Raw genomic sequence first — 20,794 nt, 5'->3', positions numbered from 1 at the left:
CAGACTGGGATCCGTGACCACCCCCTCGAACAAGGACCCCAGATGACCCGCGTGATCGCCGGCACAGCCGGCGGGCGCCGCCTGGCCGTCCCGCCGGGAAACGGCACCCGCCCCACCTCCGACCGCGCCCGCGAGGGCCTCTTCTCCACGTGGCAGTCCCTCCTCGGCGGCCCGCTGGAAGGGGAGCGCGTACTCGACCTGTACGCCGGTTCCGGCGCCGTCGGCCTGGAGGCGCTGAGCCGTGGCGCCGGGCACACCCTCCTCGTGGAGGCCGACGCCCGTGCGGCCCGCGTGATCCGGGAGAACGCGAAGGCGCTGGGCCTTCCCGGCGCCGAGGTCAGGTCCGGCAAAGCGGAACAGATCATTCGCACGGCGGCGCCGGCAGCCCCGTACGACCTCGTTTTTCTTGATCCGCCGTACGCCGTCACGGACGACGATCTTCGGGAGATCCTGCTCACACTATGGGCTGGGGGCTGGCTCGCGGGCCATGCGCTCGTCACCGTTGAACGCAGTACTAGAGGTGGCGAATTCCGGTGGCCCGACGGTTTCGGAGCACTGCGCTCCCGTCGCTACGGCGAGGGAACGTTTTGGTACGGTCGCGCCGCCTCTACGTGCGAAGACGCATGATGACCGGACCGGAGAGCGAGGGATCTCAAGTGCGCCGCGCCGTCTGTCCCGGGTCGTTCGACCCGATTACCAACGGACATCTCGACATCATCGCCCGAGCCTCCAGGCTGTACGACGTCGTGCACGTCGCGGTGATGATCAACCAGTCCAAGAGGGGCCTCTTCGAGATCGAGGAGCGGATCGACCTGATCCGCCAGGTCACCGCGGAGTTCGGCAACGTCGAGGTGGAGGCCTTCCACGGCCTCCTCGTCGACTTCTGCAAGGAGCGGGACATCCCGGCCATCGTCAAGGGCCTGCGCGCGGTCAGCGACTTCGACTACGAGTTGCAGATGGCCCAGATGAACAACGGCCTCTCCGGCGTCGAGACCCTCTTCGTCCCGACCAACCCCACCTACAGCTTCCTCTCCTCCTCGCTGGTCAAGGAGGTCGCGACCTGGGGCGGCGACGTCGCCCACCTGGTCCCGCCGGTGGTCCTGGAAGCCCTCAAGGAGCGCCTCAAGAGGGACTGAGGGGCCCTCGGGTACCTGACAGTCCGTCACTCGGTGTCGGGAGGGGCGGGAGTGGTCGTACAGTCGATCCGTCCGTCTCCATCACAGCTGTAGAGAGTGGCGAGCACACGGTGGACGTGCAGAAGAAGATCGATGAGATCGTCTCGGCGGTCGGCAGCGCCCGATCCATGCCCATGTCGGCTTCGTGCGTGGTCAACCGCGCCGAGCTCCTCTCCCTGCTCGAAGAGGTGCGCCAAGCCCTGCCGGGCTCCCTCGCCCAGGCCCAGGAGCTGATCGGCGGCCGCGAGCAGATGGTCGAGCAGGCCCGCCTGGAGGCTGAGCGGATCATCGAGTCCGCGCACGCCGAGCGTGGCAGCCTGATCTCCGACACGGAGGTCGCCCGCCGCTCGCAGAACGAGGCTGACCGCATCCTCTCCGAGGCCCGCAAGGAGGCCGAGGACGTCCGCGCCGAGGCCGACGAGTACGTCGACTCCAAGCTCGCCAACTTCGAGGTCGTCCTCACCAAGACCCTCGGCTCCGTCGGCCGCGGCCGCGAGAAGCTCCTCGGCACGGGCCCCGGCACCGACGAGCAGGGCTACGAGGACGAGGACGCTCCCGAGCGCAGCCACGACCCGGAGACCCTGCGCCGCAACGCCGACGAATACGTCGACGTCAAGCTCGGCGCCTTCGAGGCCGTCCTGGCCAAGACCCTGGACGCCGTCGGCCGCGGCCGCCAGAAGCTGCACGGCCGGATCGCCAGCGACGACCTCGGCAACCTGGGCGGCTTCGCCGAGGACGACAACGCGCAGCACACCACCGACGCCGAGTACCTGGACGGCCTCGCGGACCTCTCCGAGCGTCCCGACCGGCCCGCCGCCCCATCCGCCGGCCGGCCCGAGGCCCCGGCGGTCCCGGCCCAGCAGCAGTACGGCCAACAGGACGCGTACGCCTACCAGCAGACCGCGGATCCGTACGGGTACCAGCAGCAGTACGCGCAGCAGGACGGGTACGGCTACCAGCAGCAGACCGCCGATCCGTACGCCGCCTACCCCCAGCAGGGCTACGACCAGCAGGCCGCGTACGACCCGAACCCGCAGCAGGCGTACGGCCAGTCCCCAGAGGCTCCCCAGTCGCAGCAGGCGCAGGCGAACGCCCTCGACGAGACCAGTCTCTTCGACACCACCATGATCAGCGCGGAGCAGCTGCGGGCGTACGAACAGGGGCGTTGACACCGGATTGGGCCGAGAGCGAAAGGTCCAGTATCCTGGCTCTTCGGTCGCGTGTACGTCCGCGATCAACGCTGCCCGGGAAACACCGAAGGGCGGCGCCCCAGAGTTTCAAGATCGAAAGCAGGAATGGCCCTGAACGCCCGCCTCGACCACCGCAACCCTCTCGTGTTCGACACACACGAGCTGGGGCGGCGTCCTGGCGCGCTGCAGCGCCTGACCCGTGAGATCGACGCTCCCAAGGACTTCGGTATCCAGGGAGTCATCGGAGTGCCGGAAGGCGCCCCGGTGAAGCTCGACCTCCGACTTGAGTCGGTCATGGAAGGTGTGCTCGTCACAGGCACCGCCCGTGCACAGGCCAAGGGGGAGTGCGTAAGGTGTCTGGAGCCGATCGAGCAGCAGCTCGAAGCGGAATTCCAGGAGATGTTCTCGTACCCTGACGCCGACGACCGGGGCCGCGTGAAAGCGGAGCCGGCCGACGACGCCGAGGACGACGAGGACACGCTCTTCATCGAGGACGGATTGTTCGACCTCGAACCCGTGCTGCGGGATGCGGTGGTGCTCGCACTGCCGATGCAGCCGGTGTGCCAGGACGACTGCCCCGGCCTGTGCTCCCAGTGCGGAGCCCGGCTCGCGGACGACCCGGACCACCACCACGACGCCGTCGACATCCGTTGGGCGGCACTGCAGGGACTCGCCGGTTCACTCGAAGATGGCGAGAAGGACGAGATGGGTGGCGAAGCGCCTCTATCGGCGCGCGCCAACGAGAAGCAGGAGAAGTAGCCGTGGCTGTTCCGAAGCGGAAGATGTCGCGCAGCAACACGCGCCACCGCCGGTCGCAGTGGAAGGCTGCGGTCCCCACCCTGGTTGCGTGCGAGCGCTGCCACGAGCCCAAGCAGCAGCACATCGCCTGCCCTGCTTGCGGCACCTACAACAAGCGCCAGGTCCTCGAGGTCTGAGCGGCTGGTGAGAGGCTCCATGTCTGACGCCAAGAAGCATCCTCTCCGTGCAAACGGAGGCGGCCCGGCGGACAACACGGCCTCGTCCCACACGCTTCTGGAAGGGCGGCTCGGGTACAAGCTCGAGTCCGCCCTTCTGGTGCGTGCACTGACCCACCGTTCGTACGCGTACGAGAACGGCGGTCTGCCGACCAACGAGCGCCTGGAGTTCCTCGGGGACTCCGTGCTGGGCCTCGTCGTCACGGACACGCTGTACACCACCCACCCCGACCTCCCAGAAGGCCAACTGGCCAAGCTGCGGGCCGCGGTGGTCAACTCGCGTGCGCTGGCGGAGGTGGGCCGCGGGCTCGAACTCGGCTCCTTCATCCGGCTCGGCCGGGGCGAAGAGGGCACGGGCGGCCGGGACAAGGCGTCCATTCTCGCCGACACCCTTGAAGCGGTGATCGGCGCTGTCTATCTCGACCAGGGTCTCGACGCGGCGGGCGAACTCGTCCACCGCCTCTTCGACCCGCTGATCGAGAAATCATCGAATCTGGGCGCGGGCCTGGACTGGAAGACCAGTCTCCAGGAACTCACGGCGACCGAGGGGCTCGGCGTGCCCGAGTACCTGGTCTCCGAGACCGGCCCGGACCACGAGAAGACCTTTACTGCTGCTGCCCGCGTCGGAGGCGTCTCGTACGGCACCGGCACCGGCCGCAGCAAGAAGGAGGCGGAGCAGCAGGCCGCGGAGTCCGCGTGGCGTGCCATCCGCTCCGCCTCGGACGAACGAGCGAAGGCGGCGAAGGCCGCCGCGGACGCCGAGGCATCCGCGGCAGTCGCCGAAGTGACCGCGGCAGCGGCCGAAGTGACCGCGGCGTCGGAGGCAACAGCCGAAGTGGCTGAGGCGGCCGAGGCGGTCGAGGAAGCTGCCAAGGAGGCCGTCGAGGCCCCCTCACCGGCGGCATCCGATACCGCTTCCGCCTGACCGATCCGAACGATCCACAGTCCGGCACTGTGACCGATCGCCCGTCCCCCGTTCGAGGGGGCGGGCGATCGTGTTCCGGCGTGTCGGCGGTACGCTGCGGGCGCGCGGCCCCGGCCCCGGGGCTCCCGAGTCATCGGCCCACGCATCCGGAGGAGACGCCGTGCCCGAACTGCCCGAGGTCGAGGTCGTACGACGGGGCCTCGAACGCTGGGTCAGCGGACGGATCGTCGCCGACGTGCAGGTGCTGCATCCGCGCGCGGTGCGTCGGCACATCGCGGGCGGCGAGGACTTCGGGGCCCGGCTCAAGGGGCACCGCATCGGACTGGCCCAGCGTCGCGGCAAGTACCTGTGGTTGCCGCTCGCGGACTCCCCGAGTGCCGTCCTCGCGCACCTCGGGATGAGCGGACAGCTCCTCGTCCAGCCGCAGGACGCCGCCGACGAGAAGCATCTGCGCATCCGCGTCCGGTTCGAGGACGCTCTGCACACCGAGCTCCGCTTCGTCGACCAACGGACCTTCGGCGGGCTCTCGTTGCACGAGACATCGCCCGACGGGCTGCCCGACGTCATCGCGCACATCGCCCGCGACCCGCTCGACCCGCTGTTCGACGACGAGGCGTTCCACGAGGCGCTGCGACGCCGACGCACGACCATCAAACGCGCCCTGCTGGACCAGTCGTTGATCAGCGGCGTCGGCAACATCTATGCCGACGAGGCGCTTTGGCGCGCGCGGCTGCACTACGAGCGCTCCACCACCGGATTCACGCGCCCGCGCACGGCCGAACTCCTGGGCCACGTACGGGATGTGATGAACGCCGCCCTCGCCGTCGGCGGCACCAGCTTCGACAGCCTCTACGTCAACGTGAACGGGGAGTCGGGCTACTTCGACCGCTCGCTCGACGCGTACGGCCGAGAGGGCGAGCCGTGCCGGCGCTGCGGAACCGTGATGCGGCGCAGACCCTGGATGAACCGGTCCAGCTACTTCTGCCCGCGCTGTCAGCGTCCGCCGCGCGCCGCGTCGTAACGCTCGCGCGCTCCCAGTACGTCGTCCATGCGCCCCTCCACGAAGTGGATGAGGGACAGCAGCCGCTCGGCGACCTCGCGGCCCAGCGGTGTCAGTTCGTAGTCCACCCGCGGCGGGTTCGTCGGCTGGGCCTCGCGGTGCACCAGGCCGTCGCGCTCCAGCGCGTGCAGGGTCTGGGACAGCATCTTCTCGCTGACGCCGTCGACGCGCCGGCGCAGTTCGTTGAAGCGGAACGAGCCCTCGTGCAGCGCCCCCAGCGTGAGCGTGCCCCAGCGCCCCGTGACGTGCTCCAGGGTGCCCCGGGACGGGCAGCCACGGGAGAACACGTCGAAGGCGAGGTCCGGCCGTTCCGTGAGGTCCATGCTCCCAGCGTACCCGCGCAGCGCACACCAGAGAGGGGGCGCTAACTTTCCGTTAGCGTCCCCTCTGGTGTCCGTGCGTGTCCGTGCGTGTGCCTGTCCGTGCGTGTTTCTCCGCGTTCCTCCGCGGTCCCGCGCGGCTAGTAGCCGAAGTCCTGCGTCCACCACGGGCCGCCCGACGCGAAGTGCGCGCCGACGCCCAGGGTCTTGAAGTCGCAGTTCAGGATGTTCGCGCGGTGGCCGGGGCTGTTCATCCAGGCCTCCATCACCGCGGCGGCGTCGGCCTGGCCGCGGGCGATGTTCTCCCCGCCGAGGTTGGTGACGCCGGCCTTCTCCGCGCGGTCCCAGGGGGAGGCCCCGCTCGGGTCCGTGTGGTCGAAGAAGCCCCGCGCGGCCATGTCCTCGCTGAATGCCTCGGCCAGCGCCGCCAGTGAGTTCGACGCGGTCACCGGGCTGCAGCCGGCCTTGGCCCGCTCCTCGTTGACCAGCGACAACACCTCGGCCTCGGCCGTGGACGTGGTGGACCCCGTCTTGGACGGCGTCGTCGAGGGTGCCTTCTTCTCCGGTGCCTTCGTGGTCGGCTCGGTCTTCGGCTTCTCCTTGACCGGAGCCTTGGTCGACGGCTTCGCGGAGGGAGTTTCCTTCTCCTCGGTCTTCTCCGGGGCCTTCGTCGGCGAGACCGAAGGAGTCACGGTGCGTTCCAGGTCACGACTGGTGCCCGAGTCCGCGCGGTCGTCCGCGGTGCCGTCCGTACCGCCCTGGGTCTGCACGTCGCTCGGCGAGTTCTGGGCGCGCACCTTGTCCGAGTCGCCGCCGCCGATCGAGTAGTTGTCGGCACCCGGGATCAGCCCGGAGGCGACCGCGACGGCACCCATCGCGACGGCGGCGGAGACACCGAGCAGACCGGTGCGTACGGGCGTCACGTTCTTCTTGCGGCGGCGGTGGCCGCGGCCGGCGCCGCCGTCGGGCGCGTAGCCGGTCGAGGCGTGGGCGGCCGGATCCGCGGCGAAGAGATGGGTGTCGCTCTTCGAATAGAGGTCGCCCGTCTCGTGAATGCCACCCGGAGAGTCGTACATGCCCGCGGTCGCGTAGGGGCTGCCGTTCAGGTAGTGCCCGGCGGTCAGACCGTCACCCGCGGTCGCGTGGTCGTCCACGCCCGCGTGATCACCGGAATCCGCAGACGCGTAACCGTTCGTGTGTGTATCGTACGTTTGTGTGACCCCGGTGGCGCGGCCTGTGGCGGCGCGGCCGGCGGCGGAGCGTCGGTGGCGTCCCATCTCCTGGCCTTCCTCATCCTTGCGGTCAACGTTCCTCACCCGAACGAGTGAGGCTCATTGGGTCGGGACGGTACCGCATGGCGCAAGGGGCGGAAGTGTTTAGACGGCAATTGGCCGGTTAGCGTGCAGCCATGAGCGAGGACGTAAGGCTGGTCGCCTGGGTGCGCGGACGGGTCCAAGGCGTGGGTTTCCGCTGGTACACGCGGGCCAAGGCGCTGGAGATCGGCGGCCTGAGTGGCTTTGCTCTCAATTTGGGCGACGGACGGGTCCAGGTGGTCGCCGAGGGCGCCCGGCGCGAGTGCCAGGGACTCCTCGACTGGCTCCAGGGGGACGACACGCCGGGCCGCGTCGACGGAGTCACTGAGATCTGGGACACGCCCCGCGGCGGCTACGAGGGCTTCGCCATCCGGTGAGATCGCTCCGCCGGACCGGTAGCGACACCCCGGGCAGCGGGCGCGGGGCGTGCGCCGGGCACCCGCCCTGGGCGGAAACCGCCTGGTGGTTGCCAAGAAACCCGTGTCGTGGCAGGCTCCGCGAGGAAGGATGATCTCCACGCCCCCAGGGCCCCGCAGGAGAGGCAGCGCCGCCCGTTCTCAGGCCGCGCACCCCGGGTTGGCCCCCAATACCGGGCGTGATCGTGTTGACCGTCAAACTTTTTGGTGAGACGCTGAAAGTCCCCGCGCACCTTAGCTGTTTGGCATGTAAGAGCGGCAGTCAGAACTCCACAGTGCCAAACATCGCGGGTGCGATTCCCTCACGACCCACACCGCTTCGGTCGGTCACTCAGTGTGGAGGACCATCCATCATGGCAAAGGCGCTTCTCGGTTACGTCGGCGGTTCCGACCCGCGACTCATTGCCGAGATGCGACGGCTCCAGCAGCGCGTCCAGGATCTGGAATCCGAGCTCGGACGGATCCAGGCCGAGAACGACGCGCTCGCGGCTGCCGCTTCTCACGACTTCGACAGCATCGACGTACCCCAGGCGGAGCCTGCGCTCACCTGATCACTGAATCGCAACGTCGCCACCAGTGAACAGGCTGCCCGTGTCAGCCGCTAACAGAGTTGCAAGGGACGCTTCGGCGTCCCTTCTTTCTTGCCTCCGCGCACTCTTCACTGTCTTTAACGTTTGGTGTGCCCTGCACGTTCAAGGGTGAAACCGCGCGTTCATGGAGAGAGACCGACCCGGAAGGTAGAGTCCGGCTGCGTGCACCTCAAGGCCCTGACCCTGCGCGGGTTCAAATCGTTCGCCTCGGCGACCACGCTGCGGTTCGAGCCGGGCATCACGTGTGTCGTGGGCCCCAACGGCTCGGGCAAGTCCAATGTCGTGGACGCCCTCAGCTGGGTCATGGGCGAGCAGGGCGCGAAGTCGCTGCGCGGCGGCAAGATGGAGGACGTCATCTTCGCCGGCACCACCGGGCGGCCCCCGCTCGGCCGCGCCGAGGTCTCCCTGACCATCGACAACTCCGACGGCGCGCTGCCCATCGAGTACGCCGAGGTCACCATCACGCGGATCATGTTCCGCAACGGTGGCAGCGAGTACCAGATCAATGGCGACACGTGTCGCCTCCTCGACATCCAGGAACTGCTGTCCGACTCCGGCATCGGCCGCGAGATGCACGTCATTGTCGGACAGGGCCAGCTCGACTCCGTCCTGCACGCCGATCCGATGGGCCGCCGCGCCTTCATCGAGGAGGCCGCGGGCGTCCTCAAGCACCGCAAGCGCAAGGAGAAGGCGCTGCGGAAGCTGGACGCGATGCAGGCCAACCTCGCGCGCGTGCAGGACCTCACGGACGAACTGCGGCGCCAGTTGAAGCCGCTGGGCCGGCAGGCCGCCGTCGCCCGCCGGGCCGCCGTGATCCAGGCCGACCTCCGGGACGCCCGCCTCCGGCTGCTCGCCGACGATCTCGTACGGCTCCGGGGGGCGCTCCGGGCCGAGGTCGCCGACGAGGCCGCGCTCAAGGAGCGCAAGGAGTCGGCCGAGGCCGAGCTGAAGAAGGCGCTTCAGCGGGAGGCGATGCTGGAGGACGAGGTACGGCGGCTCACCCCGCGTCTGCAGCGAGCCCAGCAGACCTGGTACGAGCTGTCGCAGCTGGCCGAGCGGGTGCGCGGCACGGTCTCCCTGGCGGACGCAAGGGTCAAGAGCGCGACCGCCCAGCCGCCGGAGGAGCGGCGTGGGCGCGACCCCGAGGACATGGAGCGCGAGGCCGCCCGGATCCGTGAGCAGGAGGCCGAGCTCGAAGCGGCCCTGGAGGCGGCCGAGCGAGCCCTGGAGGACACGGTTTCCCACCGGGCCGATCTGGAGCGCGAGCTGGCGGTGGAGGAGCGGCGCCTGAAGGACGTGGCCCGCGCCATCGCGGACCGCCGCGAAGGCCTGGCCCGGTTGAACGGGCAGGTCAACGCGGCCCGTTCGCGCGCCGCCTCCGCCCAGGCGGAGATCGACCGGCTCGCCGCCGCCCGCGACGAGGCGCAGGAACGTGCCGTCGCCGCCCAGGAGGAGTACGAGCAGCTCAAGGCCGAGGTCGACGGCCTGGACGCGGGCGACGAGGAACTCGCCGAGCGGCACGACACGGCCAAGCGCGCCCTCGCCGACGCCGAGTCCGCCCTGACCGAGGCCCGCGAGGCGGCCACCGCGGCCGAACGCAGGCGCGCGGCCACGCAGGCCCGACACGAGGCCCTCGCCCTGGGGCTGCGCCGCAAGGACGGCACGGGGGCGCTGCTCATGGCCAAGGACCGGCTGACGGGTCTGCTGGGCCCGGCGGCGGAACTGCTCTCCGTCACCCCCGGCCACGAGGTCCCGGTCGCGGCCGCCTTCGGCGCGGCGGCGGACGCGATCGCGGTGACCAGTCCCGCCGCGGCGGCGGACGCCATCCGCCTCCTGCGCAAGCAGGACGGGGGGCGGGCGGCGCTGCTGCTCGCGGGGGCGCCGGAGGCTCCTGCCGGGGCGCCCGCCGGGGGTGCGTCCGGCGACTCCGGTGTCCTCGGGGACGCCTACGGAGAACAGTCCGGGCGGTCCGGGCGGTTCGGGCAGTTCGGTGAATCGGGGCGATTTGGTCAGTTCGGCAGAGGTGGCGGCGAACCACCCTCCGGAGACGTCGGCCAGCCGCCTTCCGGAGGCGTCGGAGAACCGTCCTCCGGGGGAGGCCCGGAGCGCACCGGGCCGCCGTTCGCCGCCGATTTCGTGCGTGGGCCCGCCGACCTCATGCCTGCCGTACGGCGGCTGCTGCGGGGCATTGTCGTGGTCGAGACGCTTGAGGACGCCGAGGATCTCGTCTACTCCCGGCCAGGGATGACCGCGGTGACGGCCGAAGGCGACCTGCTCGGGGCGCATTTCGCGCAGGGCGGTTCCGCCGGGGCGCCGAGTCTGCTCGAAGTACAGGCGTCCGTCGACGAGGCGGCGGCCGAGCTGGAAGAACTGGGCGTGCTGTGCGAGGAGTTGACCGAGAAGCAGCACCGGGCGGTTGAGCTGCGCAAGGAACGGACCGCTTTCGTCGAGGAGTTGGGCGAGCGGCGGCGGGCCGGTGAGCGGGAGAAGTCCCGGGTCGCCCAGCAGCTCGGGCGGCTGGCCGGGCAGGCGCGGGGCGCCGCCGGAGAGGCCGAGCGGAGCACCGCGGCGGCCACCCGCGCACAGGAAGCCCTCGACCGGGCCGTACAGGAGGCGGAGGAGCTGGCCGAACGGCTCGCCGTCGCCGAGGAGATGCCGTTCGAGGAGGAGCCCGACACCTCCGTACGGGACCGGCTCGCGGCCGACGGGGCCAACGCGCGGCAGACCGAGATGGAGGCCCGGCTCCAGACGCGTACGCACGAGGAGCGGGTCAAGGCGCTTGCCGGGCGGGCCGATTCGCTCGACCGGGCCGCGCGCGGCGAACGCGAGGCACGCGCGCGTGCCGAGGAGCGCAGGGCGCGGTTGCGGCACGAGGCCGCCGTCGCCGAGGCCGTCGCCTTCGGCGCGCGGCAGTTGCTCGCGCACGTCGAGGTCTCGCTCACCCGGGCGGACGAGGAGCGTACGGCCGCGGAGCGCGCCAAGGCACGGCGGGAGCAGGAGCTCGTCGTCGCCCGCAACGAGGGCCGCGACCTCAAGTCCGAGCTCGACAAGCTCACGGACTCGGTGCACCGCGGCGAGGTCCTCGGGGCCGAGAAGCGGATGCGGATCGAGCAGTTGGAGGCGAAGGCGCTGGAGGAGCTGGGCGTCGAACCCGCGGGACTGATCGCGGACTTCGGGCCCGACCAGCTCGTGCCGCCCTCGCTGCCGGCCGAGGGCGAGGAGCTGCCGGAGGACCCGGAGCACCCGCGCAACCAGCCCCGTCGCTTCCACCGTGCCGAGCAGGAGAAGCGGCTCAGGTCCGCCGAACGGGCTTATCAGCAGCTGGGCAAGGTCAACCCGCTCGCCCTGGAGGAGTTCGCCGCGCTGGAGGAACGCCACAAGTTCCTCAGTGAGCAGCTGGAGGACCTGAAGAAGACGCGCGCCGATCTTCTCCAGGTGGTGAAGGAGGTCGACGAGCGGGTCGAGCAGGTCTTCACCGAGGCGTTCTGGGACACGGCGCGGGAGTTCGAAGGGGTCTTCAGCCGGTTGTTCCCGGGCGGGGAGGGGCGGCTGATCCTCACCGATCCCGACAACATGCTCACCACGGGTGTCGATGTGGAGGCGCGACCGCCGGGGAAGAAGGTCAAGCGGCTGTCGTTGCTGTCCGGCGGGGAGCGGTCGCTGACCGCCGTGGGCATGCTCGTGTCGATCTTCAAGGCGCGGCCCAGTCCGTTCTATGTGATGGACGAGGTCGAGGCGGCGCTGGACGACACGAATCTGCAGCGGCTGATCCGGATCATGCAGGAGCTGCAGGAGGCGTCGCAGCTGATCGTGATCACGCACCAGAAGCGGACGATGGAAATCGCTGACGCGCTGTATGGCGTGTCCATGCAAGGGGATGGCGTGTCGAAGGTGATCAGCCAGCGACTGCGTTGACGTGCGGGGCGCTCCGCACGGTTTCCATTCCTTCAAGAGTCGAACGCAATCTCCTCACTTGGCTCATCCCTGGCCCACAACTCGCCGTATTGACTTCGGAACTTGAAGGAATATTCTCTGGAGCGTTGCTTTTACCTTCAGGTGATCGGTGGCGTGCCACCATGCCATTGGTATGACCATCTGGAAGGGCTTACTTTCGCCCCGGCAGCGTTGCCGGGGCCCGAGGAGTTCATGTGACCAGCTCAGCACAGGCACTCACGTCAGGAGCCCGTGAGGCTCAACCCGAACATCTCGGGCACGTCATCTTCATCGCGGCGGCGGCCGCGATGGGCGGTTTCCTCTTCGGCTACGACAGTGCCGTGATCAACGGCGCCGTCGAGGCCATCCGGGACCGCTACGACATCGGCTCCGCGGCCCTGGCCCAGGTCATCGCCATCGCGCTGATCGGCTGTGCGATCGGCGCCGCCACCGCGGGCCGGATCGCCGACCGCATCGGCCGGATCCGCTGCATGCAGATCTCGGCCGCGCTGTTCACTGCCAGCGCCGTCGGGTCCGCGCTTCCCTTCGCCCTGTACGACCTGGCCTTCTGGCGGGTCATCGGCGGATTCGCCATCGGTATGGCCTCGGTCATCGGCCCGGCCTACATCGCCGAGGTCGCCCCCGCCGCGTACCGCGGACGGCTCGGCTCCTTCCAGCAGGCCGCCATCGTCATCGGCATCGCCATCTCGCAGCTGGTCAACTGGGGCATCCTGAACGCCGCCGACGGCGACCAGCGCGGCGAGATCATGGGCCTGGAGGCGTGGCAGGTCATGCTCGGTGTCATGGTCATCCCGGCCGTGCTGTACGGGCTGCTCTCCTTCGCGATCCCCGAGTCGCCGCGCTTCCTGATCTCCGCGGGCCGGGACGAGCGCGCCCGTGAGGTGCTCAAGGAGGTCGAGGGCGACAAGATCGACCTCGATGCCCGCGTCGCCGAGATCGAGCACGCCATGAAGAGCGAGCACAAGTCGGTCTTCAGGGACCTGCTCGGCGGCAGCTTCTTCTTCAAGCCGATCGTCTGGATCGGCATCGGCCTCTCGGTCTTCCAGCAGTTCGTCGGCATCAACGTCGCCTTCTACTACTCCTCGACGCTGTGGCAGTCGGTCGGCGTCGACCCCTCCGAGTCGTTCTTCTACTCGTTCACGACGTCGATCATCAACATCGTCGGCACCGTCATCGCCATGATCTTCGTCGACCGGATCGGTCGCAGGCCGCTCGCGCTCATCGGCTCCGTGGGCATGGTCGTCGGGCTCGCCCTGGAAGCCTGGGCCTTCTCCTTCGACCTCGTCGACGGAAAGCTGCCGGCCACCCAGGGCTGGGTCGCCCTGATCGCCGCCCACGTCTTCGTCCTCTTCTTCGCCCTCTCCTGGGGTGTCGTCGTCTGGGTCTTCCTCGGCGAGATGTTCCCGAACAGGCTCCGCGCCGCCGCCCTCGGTGTCGCCGCCTCCGCGCAGTGGATAGCCAACTGGGCCATCACCGCGAGCTTCCCGTCGCTGGCCGACTGGAACCTCTCCATGACCTACGTGATCTACACGGTCTTCGCCGCGCTCTCCATCCCGTTCGTGCTCAAGTTCGTGACGGAGACGAAGGGCAAGACCCTGGAGGAGATGGGCTAGCGCCCCTTGAGCCGGGGCAGCACGTTCTCGCAGAACAGGTGCATGCTGCGCCAGCCCTCGTCGAGCGGCATCCCGCCGGACAGCGGATGCAGTACGTAGCTGTCGAGGCCCTCCGACAGGCACTCGTCCGGCGTCACGATCCGGTAGACGCCCTCGGCGCGCAGTTCGTCGACCGTCGTGGCCGCCGACCGCACCGCCGAGCGGATGTCGGACGACTGCCAGGAGGCGTACGTCCTCGCCTCGTGCAGGAAGTGCTCGCCGTGGTCGGCCCAGGCCCGGTCCGGATCCTCGGCGAGGTGCAGGAGCGGGGTGACCGCCGAGGGCATCATGGTCCAGCCCTGTGTGCCGTACTCGACCAGCCGCTCCTTGTAGTAGGCCTCCAGCTCCGGCAGATGCGCGCTCGGGAAGAACGGCAGTCCGAGCCGCGCCGCGCGCCGGGCCGCCGCCCTGGAGGAGCCGCCGACCAGCAGCAGGGGGTGCGGATCCGAGAAGGGGCGCGGGGTGACCCGTACCGTACGGCCGCGGTACTCGAACTCCTCGCCGGTCCACGCCTTCAGCAGCGTCTCCAGGAGCTCGTCCTGGAGACGGCCGCGCCGCTTCCACTCCACGTCGAACAGCGCGTACTCCTCGGGCCGGTAGCCGATCCCCGCGACCGTGATCAGCCGGCCGCCGCTCAGCAGGTCCAGTACGGCGATGTCCTCGGCCAGCCGCAGCGGATCGTGCAGCGGGCCGATGATCGCCGAGACGGTGACCGCGATGCGGCGGGTCGCGCCGAAGACCGCGCCCGCGAAGGCGAACGGCGACGGCAGCCAGTTGTTGGCGACGCCGTGGTGCTCCTCGGTCTGCACGGTGGTCATCCCGCGGTCGTCGGCGTAAGTCGCCATCTCCAGGGCGGCCTTGTAGCGGGCGCTGAGCGAGGCGGGTGTGGCGTCGGGCTCAACGAGGTTGAAACGTACGACCGTTGCGGGCATGGGAGATTCCCCCTTCGCCGAGCGGGTGGGGTGTCGGTGGCTTCGTGATGTGGTGGTTCCGTGGTTCCGGTGCAGGGGACGGTAGCTGACGGAGCGTCAGACGGCCAGAGTGGGCGACGGGATCGGTGGACCGGATGAGTGGATCGGATCAGTCGTCCGGATCGGTGCACCCGGATCAGGAGACCGGGCGGCGGATTCCCGGTCGTCGTCACGGCCGGGCACTCGCGCTCATGGTGAGCGGCGGCCTGTCGGTGGCGAAGGTGTGCGGTGGCGTGCATCCGGCTGCCGGCGCGTGGTGACTGGAGCCCCTGAGGGGCTTCCGGGTGACGTAGGGACGTAAGGTCGGGCGGCGGGCCGGCCCGGCCCCGTGGGGCACGCGGCCCCGCGCCGGCAACGAACGGCCGGGCGGGAGGTCACGCCATACTGGAGCTGTTATGGACATCGTCATCCTTGCTGTAGTCATCGCCGTGGTCGTGATCGGCGCGCTCGGCGGGCTCGTCATCGGCAGCCGCAAGCGGAAGCAGCCGCCCCCGTCGCCCCCCGCCGCCCCCGACATCACCGCCCCGCCGGCCGAGCCGCATATCGGCGACGAGGCCGAGACGCCGCGCGACGAACCGCGCCGCACGATTGAGGAGGTGGATCTTCCGGACACCTCGGCGGCCGCGCCGGTCGCCGTCGACGAACCCGCGCCGGTCGTCGAAGCGCCCCCGGTCGAGGTCCCGGAGCCGACCGCCGGCCGCCTGGTGCGCCTGCGCGCCCGCCTCTCCCGCTCGCAGAACGCGCTCGGCAAGGGGCTGCTCACGCTCCTCTCGCGCGAGCACCTCGACGAGGACACCTGGGAGGAGATCGAGGACACGCTGCTCACCGCCGACGTCGGCGTGCAGCCCACCCAGGAGCTGGTCGAGCGGCTGCGCGAGCGGGTGAGGGTGCTCGGCACGCGGACGCCCGACGAGCTGCGAGCCCTGCTGCGCGAGGAGCTGCTCACCCTCCTCGTGCCCGACTTCGACCGCACGGTGAACACCGAGTCCGGTCTGGACACCCCGGGCATCGTGATGGTCGTCGGGGTCAACGGCACCGGCAAGACCACCACCACCGGCAAGCTCGCGCGCGTGCTCGTCGCCGACGGCAAGCACGTGGTGCTCGGCGCGGCCGACACCTTCCGTGCCGCCGCCGCCGACCAGCTGCAGACCTGGGGCGAGCGCGTCGGCGCCCGTACCGTACGCGGTCCCGAGGGCGGCGACCCCGCGTCCATCGCCTTCGACGCCGTGAAGGAAGGCATCCAGGAGGGCGCGGACGTCGTGCTCATCGACACCGCGGGCCGGCTGCACACAAAGACCGGTCTCATGGACGAGCTCGGCAAGGTCAAGCGCGTCGTCGAGAAGCACGCCCCGCTGGACGAGGTGCTGCTCGTCCTGGACGCCACGACCGGTCAGAACGGTCTGGTCCAGGCCCGGGTCTTCGCCGAGGTCGTCGACATCACCGGCATCGTCCTGACCAAGCTCGACGGCACGGCCAAGGGCGGCATCGTCATCGCCGTCCAGCGCGAACTGGGCGTACCCGTCAAGCTCGTCGGTCTCGGCGAGGGCGCGGACGACCTGGCCCCGTTCGAGCCGGAAGCGTTCGTGGATGCCCTTATCGGAGAGTGACGTCCCGTACGAGAGGTGCGTACGCGAGGAAAGGTCCCATTCCATGGTGCAGATGGAGTGGGACCTTTCCGTCTGGGTTGGTCTATGCACGCGACCGGTGTGCCACGTACGCCAGTGTCCCCAGCAACAGCCGTGCCGTCGGCGGCTTCGTGGCCGAGTCGAGGGCGGGGGAGCGGAGCCAGTGGACCGGGCCGAGGCCCGCGCGGTCGGAGGGCGGGGCCGTGATGTACGCACCGGGGCCCAGGCCGTGCAGGTCGAGCGCGGCGTCGTCCCAGCCCATGCGGTAGAGCAGCTCGGGCAGTTCGGCCGCGGCGCCGGGGGCGACGAAGAAGTGGACACGGCCGTCCGGGGTGGCGGCGACGGGGCCCAGCGGGAGCCCCATGCGTTCGAGGCGGACCAAAGCGCGGCGGCCGGCCGGCTCGGCGACCTCGATGACGTCGAAGGCGCGGCCCACGGGGAGCATCACCGCGGCGCCGGGGAACTCGCCCCAGGCCCGCGTCGCCTCGTCGAGCGTGGCGCCGGCCGGGACGACGGGGGCGAAGTCCAGGGGGTGCGCGCCGGGTGCCGGGCAGTCGGTCCGGCCGCACGAGCACGTACCCGCGGCCGCCCGGGCGCCGGGCACCACGTCCCAGCCCCACAGTCCGGTGAACTCGGCCACGGCCGTGCACTCCGAGGAGCGGCCGCGGCGACGCGTGCCGGACCGGATTTCGCGGATGCCGCCGATCGTGAAGCCCATGCCCCCTCCAACGGGTCCAGCGCGCCGGTGGTTACGTGACGGAATGGCAACGTAACTCTCTGTTCCCGTCGCTGCGCGGTCCATGCGGCGCCCGGTGGTGTCACGGGTGGTGCGTGCGGCTTCGCGCGCCCCGGCGTGCATCGCTCCGCCCACTCCCGGCCGTCATGTGTCAAGTGAATCGCGAACAGGCCACCGGGAGTTCATTCGAAGGGGTGGCGAATGGTGGCGTTTCCGGGATCGCCATGGCTGGACGGGTGATCGTAGGATTACCGTGTGTGCACGAGGCCTGGGGACGCATGCACTCGTGGGTATGCCGGAGGCAACTCGGCTCCTCGTTCGATGGGTGGGAACCGCCGGACGGACGACCATATGTACCGGCATTCTGGTAGGGCTTGGCGCACACAGCGCACAAGTGGGTTCAGGGATGGGGGCGTTCCAGTGGGCGGCAACGGCGGAGGCGGGACGAACGCTGAGAAGCGCCCCAATGAGCTGCTGGGCTCGTGGTTCGTGCGCAGCGGTTGGTCCAAGGGTGAGCTGGCGCGTCAAGTGAACCGCCGAGCACGCCAGTTGGGAGCCAACCACATCTCGACGGACACCTCGCGCGTCCGCCGCTGGCTGGACGGGGAGAACCCTCGCGAGCCGATCCCGCGCATCCTCTCCGAGCTGTTCTCCGAGCGCTTCGGCTGTGTCGTCGCCGTCGAGGACCTGGGCCTGCGCGCCCCGCACCAGTCACCGTCCGTGTCCGGCGTCGACCTGCCCTGGACCGGTCCGCAGACCGTCGCCCTGATCGGTGAGTTCTCGCGCAGCGACCTGATGCTGGCGCGGCGCGGCTTCCTCGGCACGTCACTGGCCCTGTCCGCGGGACCCTCGCTGATCGAGCCCATGCAGCGCTGGCTGGTGCCCAGCCCCGTCGCCCCCCGAGAGCAGCCCGAGTCCGCCGCCGCCTCGCGCCGCCCCGGCCGGCTCTCCCTGCCCGAGCTGGACCTCCTCGAATCCACCACGGTGATGTTCCGCCAGTGGGACGCCCAGTGCGGCGGCGGTCTGCGCCGCAAGGCGGTCGTCGGCCAGCTGCACGAGGTGACCGACCTCCTCCAGGAGCCCCAGCCCGAGGTCACCACCAGGCGTCTGTTCAAGGTCGCCGCCGAGCTGGCCGAGCTGGCCGGCTGGATGAGCTACGACGTCGGGCTCCAGCCCACCGCCCAGAAGTACTTCGTCCTCGCCCTGCACGCCGCCAAGGAAGCCGTCGACAAGCCCCTCGGCTCGTACATCCTCTCCAGCATGAGCCGCCAGATGATCCACCTCGGCCGGCCCGACGACGCACTGGAACTGATCCACCTCGCACAGTACGGAAGCCGGGACTGCGCGAGCCCGCGCACCCAGTCCATGCTGTATGCGATGGAGGCCCGGGCCTACGCCAACATGGGGCAGCCCGGCAAGTGCAAGCGGGCCGTCCGGATGGCCGAGGACGTCTTCGCCGAAGCCGTCGAGTTCGACGAGCCCGAGCCCGACTGGATCCGCTTCTTCTCCGAGGCCGAGCTGCACGGCGAGAACGCCCACTCCTTCCGCGACCTCGCCTACGTAGCGGGCCGCAGCCCCACGTACGCCTCGCTGGCCGAGCCCGTCATGCAGCAGGCCGTCGACCTCTTCGAGAAGGACACCGAGCACCAGCGTTCGCTCGCGCTCAACCTCGTCGGAATGGGCACGGTGCACCTGCTCCGACAGGAGGCCGAGCAGAGCACGGTCCTGGTGCGCCAGGCCCTCAAGGTCGCCAAGAAGGTGCGCTCCGAGCGCGTCAACACTCGTATCCGAAAAACCGTCGACACGGCTGTACGCGATTTCGGGGATCTCGCCGCGGTCGTGGACCTGACCGAGCAGCTCGCCGTCGATCTGCCAGAGACCGCCGAGGCGGTCTGACCCCAGTGCCCCGGCCGCGGCCGCCGTCCATAACAGCCCGACTCGGCTCCCCCATATGCCAGGTCATCGGACGGTCGACCGCGGCCGGTTCCATACCTCCGCCGAAGGTTGCGCCACGATAACGATCGCGCGGACCGACATCAGCCAGTTCATCGACCCGTAACACACAGGACCTCTTCGTCACTGCGGCGAAACATCGAGGGGCGCCGGTCGAAACCGCGCTGCGCCAATCTCTGGCCCATAACCGGCCCACCCCTCATGACCGCTCATGGCTTCGCCCGCACGGGGCCGTACCAAACGACGAGGAGACGCCGATGGCACCAGCCATCACGCTTGCCGCAGACGCTCCCACGCTGTCTGCCGCCAACACCGGGTTCATGCTCATCTGTTCCGCCCTGGTGCTGATCATGACGCCCGGTCTCGCCTTCTTCTACGGAGGCATGGTCCGGGTCAAGAGCACCCTGAACATGTTGATGATGAGCTTCATCAGCATCGGGATCGTCACCATCCTGTGGGTGCTCTACGGCTTCTCGCTCACGTTCGGTACCGACTCGGGCAGCATCATCGGCTGGTCCTCGGACTACGTGGGTCTGAGCGGCATCGGCATCACGCAGCTCTGGGACGGCTACACGATCCCGATCTACGTCTTCGCCGTCTTCCAGCTGATGTTCGCGATCATCACGCCCGCCCTGATCAGCGGTGCCGTCGCGGACCGTGTGAAGTTCACGGGCTGGGCGCTGTTCGTCGCCCTGTGGGCCACGGTCGTCTACTTCCCGGTCGCGCACTGGGTCTGGGGCGCCGGCGGCTGGGCCTTCGAGCTCGGCGTCATCGACTTCGCCGGTGGTACGGCGGTCCACATCAACGCGGGTGCCGCGGCACTCGGTGTGATCCTCGTGATCGGCAAGCGCGTCGGCTTCAAGAAGGACCCGATGCGCCCGCACAGCCTGCCGCTGGTCATGCTCGGCGCCGGTCTGCTGTGGTTCGGCTGGTTCGGATTCAACGCCGGCTCCTGGCTGGGCAACGACGACGGCGTCGGCGCGCTGATGTTCATCAACACGCAGATCGCCACCGCCGCCGCCATGCTGGCCTGGCTCGCCTACGAGAAGGTCCGCCACGGCGCGTTCACCACGCTCGGTGCCGCCTCCGGCGCGGTCGCGGGTCTGGTCGCCATCACCCCGTCCGGCGGTGCGGTCTCCCCGCTCGGCGCGATCGCCGTCGGCGCCATCGCCGGTGTGCTCTGCGCCATGGCCGTCGGTCTCAAGTACAAGTTCGGCTACGACGACTCGCTCGACGTCGTCGGCGTCCACCTCGTCGGCGGTGTCGTCGGCTCCCTGCTGATCGGCTTCTTCGCCACCGGCGGCGGTCAGTCCGACGTCGCGGGTCTCTTCTACGGCGGCGGCCTCGACCAGTTCTGGAAGCAGTGCGCCGGTGTCTTCGCCGTCCTCGCCTACTCCCTCGTGGCCTCCGCGGTCCTCGCCTTCCTGATCGACAAGACGATCGGGATGCGGGTCTCCGAGGACGACGAGATCGCGGGCATCGACCAGGCCGAGCACGCCGAGACCGCATACGACTTCAGCGGCGCCGGCGGCGGTGCCGCCCGGACCGCCGTCCCGACCCCGGCAGCCGGCGCCGCGAGCAAGAAGGTGGACGCATGAAGCTCATCACCGCCGTCGTGAAGCCCCACCGGCTCGACGAGATCAAGGAGGCCCTCCAGGCCTTCGGCGTGCACGGCCTGACGGTCACCGAGGCGAGCGGCTACGGTCGTCAGCGGGGCCACACCGAGGTCTACCGCGGTGCCGAGTACACCGTCGACCTCGTCCCCAAGATCCGTATCGAGGTACTGGCCGAGGACGACGACGCCGAGCAGCTGCTCGACGTCATCGTGAAGGCAGCCCGTACGGGCAAGATCGGTGACGGCAAGGTCTGGTCCGTCCCGGTCGAGACGGCGGTCCGGGTCCGGACCGGCGAGCGCGGACCCGACGCGCTGTAAACAGAAG

Annotated in this window: 19 protein-coding genes; 15 read left to right on the top strand and 4 right to left on the bottom strand. The window is 69.8% G+C overall.

Features of this window, described 5'->3' with window-relative positions; genetic code table 11:
* Positions 1 to 9: 9 nt before the first annotated feature.
* The 7 genes from rsmD to mutM all read left to right on the top strand — a co-directional run bounded on the left by rsmD (position 10) and on the right by mutM (position 5,285).
* A complete protein-coding gene (gene rsmD / locus OHA11_RS12435) occupies positions 10 to 627 on the top strand; it encodes a 16S rRNA (guanine(966)-N(2))-methyltransferase RsmD (protein ID WP_266507112.1) in 618 nt (205 codons plus the stop codon).
* A gap of 29 nt (positions 628 to 656) precedes the next feature.
* Positions 657 to 1,136 (top strand): pantetheine-phosphate adenylyltransferase, encoded by a 480-nt coding sequence (coaD, locus tag OHA11_RS12430; RefSeq protein WP_266495322.1) that lies wholly within the window; start codon positions 657 to 659, stop codon positions 1,134 to 1,136.
* 110 nt (positions 1,137 to 1,246) lie between these two features.
* Complete coding sequence (locus tag OHA11_RS12425) at positions 1,247 to 2,344, top strand: cell division initiation protein (RefSeq protein ID WP_266495320.1); 1,098 nt, start codon at positions 1,247 to 1,249, stop codon at positions 2,342 to 2,344.
* 126 nt (positions 2,345 to 2,470) lie between these two features.
* Entirely contained in the window at positions 2,471 to 3,124 is a 654-nt protein-coding gene (locus OHA11_RS12420) for a DUF177 domain-containing protein (RefSeq protein ID WP_266495318.1), read from the top strand.
* Between the two features lie 2 nt (positions 3,125 to 3,126).
* Positions 3,127 to 3,300: a 50S ribosomal protein L32 gene (gene rpmF, locus OHA11_RS12415; protein ID WP_028802425.1), complete on the top strand. Its 174-nt coding sequence runs from the start codon at positions 3,127 to 3,129 to the stop codon at positions 3,298 to 3,300.
* Positions 3,301 to 3,319: 19 nt separating this feature from the next.
* Complete coding sequence (rnc, locus tag OHA11_RS12410) at positions 3,320 to 4,264, top strand: ribonuclease III (RefSeq protein ID WP_266495315.1); 945 nt, start codon at positions 3,320 to 3,322, stop codon at positions 4,262 to 4,264.
* A 160-nt stretch (positions 4,265 to 4,424) separates the two neighbouring features.
* Positions 4,425 to 5,285 (top strand): bifunctional DNA-formamidopyrimidine glycosylase/DNA-(apurinic or apyrimidinic site) lyase, encoded by an 861-nt coding sequence (mutM, locus tag OHA11_RS12405; protein ID WP_266495313.1) that lies wholly within the window; start codon positions 4,425 to 4,427, stop codon positions 5,283 to 5,285.
* Here mutM and OHA11_RS12400 read toward each other — a convergent pair.
* Positions 5,258 to 5,647, bottom strand: coding sequence for a helix-turn-helix domain-containing protein (locus tag OHA11_RS12400; RefSeq protein ID WP_266495311.1), 390 nt, complete (start codon positions 5,645 to 5,647; stop codon positions 5,258 to 5,260). The genes mutM and OHA11_RS12400 overlap by 28 nt on opposite strands.
* Positions 5,648 to 5,784: 137 nt before the next feature.
* The gene (locus OHA11_RS12395; protein WP_323186552.1) at positions 5,785 to 6,798 is read right to left on the bottom strand and encodes a CAP domain-containing protein; all 1,014 of its coding nucleotides are present in this window, start codon (positions 6,796 to 6,798) and stop codon (positions 5,785 to 5,787) included.
* Between the two features lie 254 nt (positions 6,799 to 7,052).
* Between OHA11_RS12395 and OHA11_RS12390 the strand changes: the two genes are divergently transcribed.
* From OHA11_RS12390 to OHA11_RS12375, 4 genes are all read left to right on the top strand, one after another.
* Entirely contained in the window at positions 7,053 to 7,334 is a 282-nt protein-coding gene (locus OHA11_RS12390; protein ID WP_266495307.1) for an acylphosphatase, read from the top strand.
* A gap of 392 nt (positions 7,335 to 7,726) precedes the next feature.
* Complete coding sequence (locus OHA11_RS12385) at positions 7,727 to 7,924, top strand: hypothetical protein (RefSeq protein ID WP_055616188.1); 198 nt, start codon at positions 7,727 to 7,729, stop codon at positions 7,922 to 7,924.
* Between the two features lie 201 nt (positions 7,925 to 8,125).
* Positions 8,126 to 11,878, top strand: a complete 3,753-nt coding sequence (locus OHA11_RS12380; RefSeq protein ID WP_266495304.1) for an AAA family ATPase — start codon at positions 8,126 to 8,128, stop codon at positions 11,876 to 11,878.
* 233 nt (positions 11,879 to 12,111) lie between these two features.
* Entirely contained in the window at positions 12,112 to 13,530 is a 1,419-nt protein-coding gene (locus OHA11_RS12375; protein WP_266495301.1) for a sugar porter family MFS transporter, read from the top strand.
* Here OHA11_RS12375 and OHA11_RS12370 read toward each other — a convergent pair.
* Complete coding sequence (locus OHA11_RS12370; protein ID WP_266495299.1) at positions 13,527 to 14,501, bottom strand: LLM class flavin-dependent oxidoreductase; 975 nt, start codon at positions 14,499 to 14,501, stop codon at positions 13,527 to 13,529. The genes OHA11_RS12375 and OHA11_RS12370 overlap by 4 nt on opposite strands.
* Positions 14,502 to 14,935: 434 nt before the next feature.
* On the opposite strand from OHA11_RS12370, the gene ftsY reads away from it, so the two are divergent.
* A complete protein-coding gene (ftsY, locus tag OHA11_RS12365) occupies positions 14,936 to 16,147 on the top strand; it encodes a signal recognition particle-docking protein FtsY (protein ID WP_266495296.1) in 1,212 nt (403 codons plus the stop codon).
* 82 nt (positions 16,148 to 16,229) lie between these two features.
* On the opposite strand, the gene OHA11_RS12360 is transcribed toward ftsY, so the two are convergent.
* Positions 16,230 to 16,883: a bifunctional DNA primase/polymerase gene (locus tag OHA11_RS12360; protein ID WP_266495294.1), complete on the bottom strand. Its 654-nt coding sequence runs from the start codon at positions 16,881 to 16,883 to the stop codon at positions 16,230 to 16,232.
* 438 nt (positions 16,884 to 17,321) lie between these two features.
* Between OHA11_RS12360 and OHA11_RS12355 the strand changes: the two genes are divergently transcribed.
* From OHA11_RS12355 to OHA11_RS12345, 3 genes are all read left to right on the top strand, one after another.
* A complete protein-coding gene (locus tag OHA11_RS12355; RefSeq protein ID WP_266495292.1) occupies positions 17,322 to 18,797 on the top strand; it encodes a hypothetical protein in 1,476 nt (491 codons plus the stop codon).
* Positions 18,798 to 19,111: 314 nt separating this feature from the next.
* Entirely contained in the window at positions 19,112 to 20,452 is a 1,341-nt protein-coding gene (locus tag OHA11_RS12350) for an ammonium transporter (protein ID WP_266495289.1), read from the top strand.
* Entirely contained in the window at positions 20,449 to 20,787 is a 339-nt protein-coding gene (locus tag OHA11_RS12345; RefSeq protein WP_217457948.1) for a P-II family nitrogen regulator, read from the top strand. Before OHA11_RS12350 ends, OHA11_RS12345 begins: the two co-directional genes overlap by 4 nt.
* Positions 20,788 to 20,794 lie beyond the last annotated feature (7 nt).

This window comes from Streptomyces sp. NBC_00878 (assembly GCF_026341515.1).
In the GTDB taxonomy this organism is placed as follows: Bacteria; Actinomycetota; Actinomycetes; order Streptomycetales; family Streptomycetaceae; genus Streptomyces.
The sequence above is the reverse complement of the archived record's forward strand: the minus strand, read 5'-3'. Positions and strand labels throughout refer to the sequence as shown.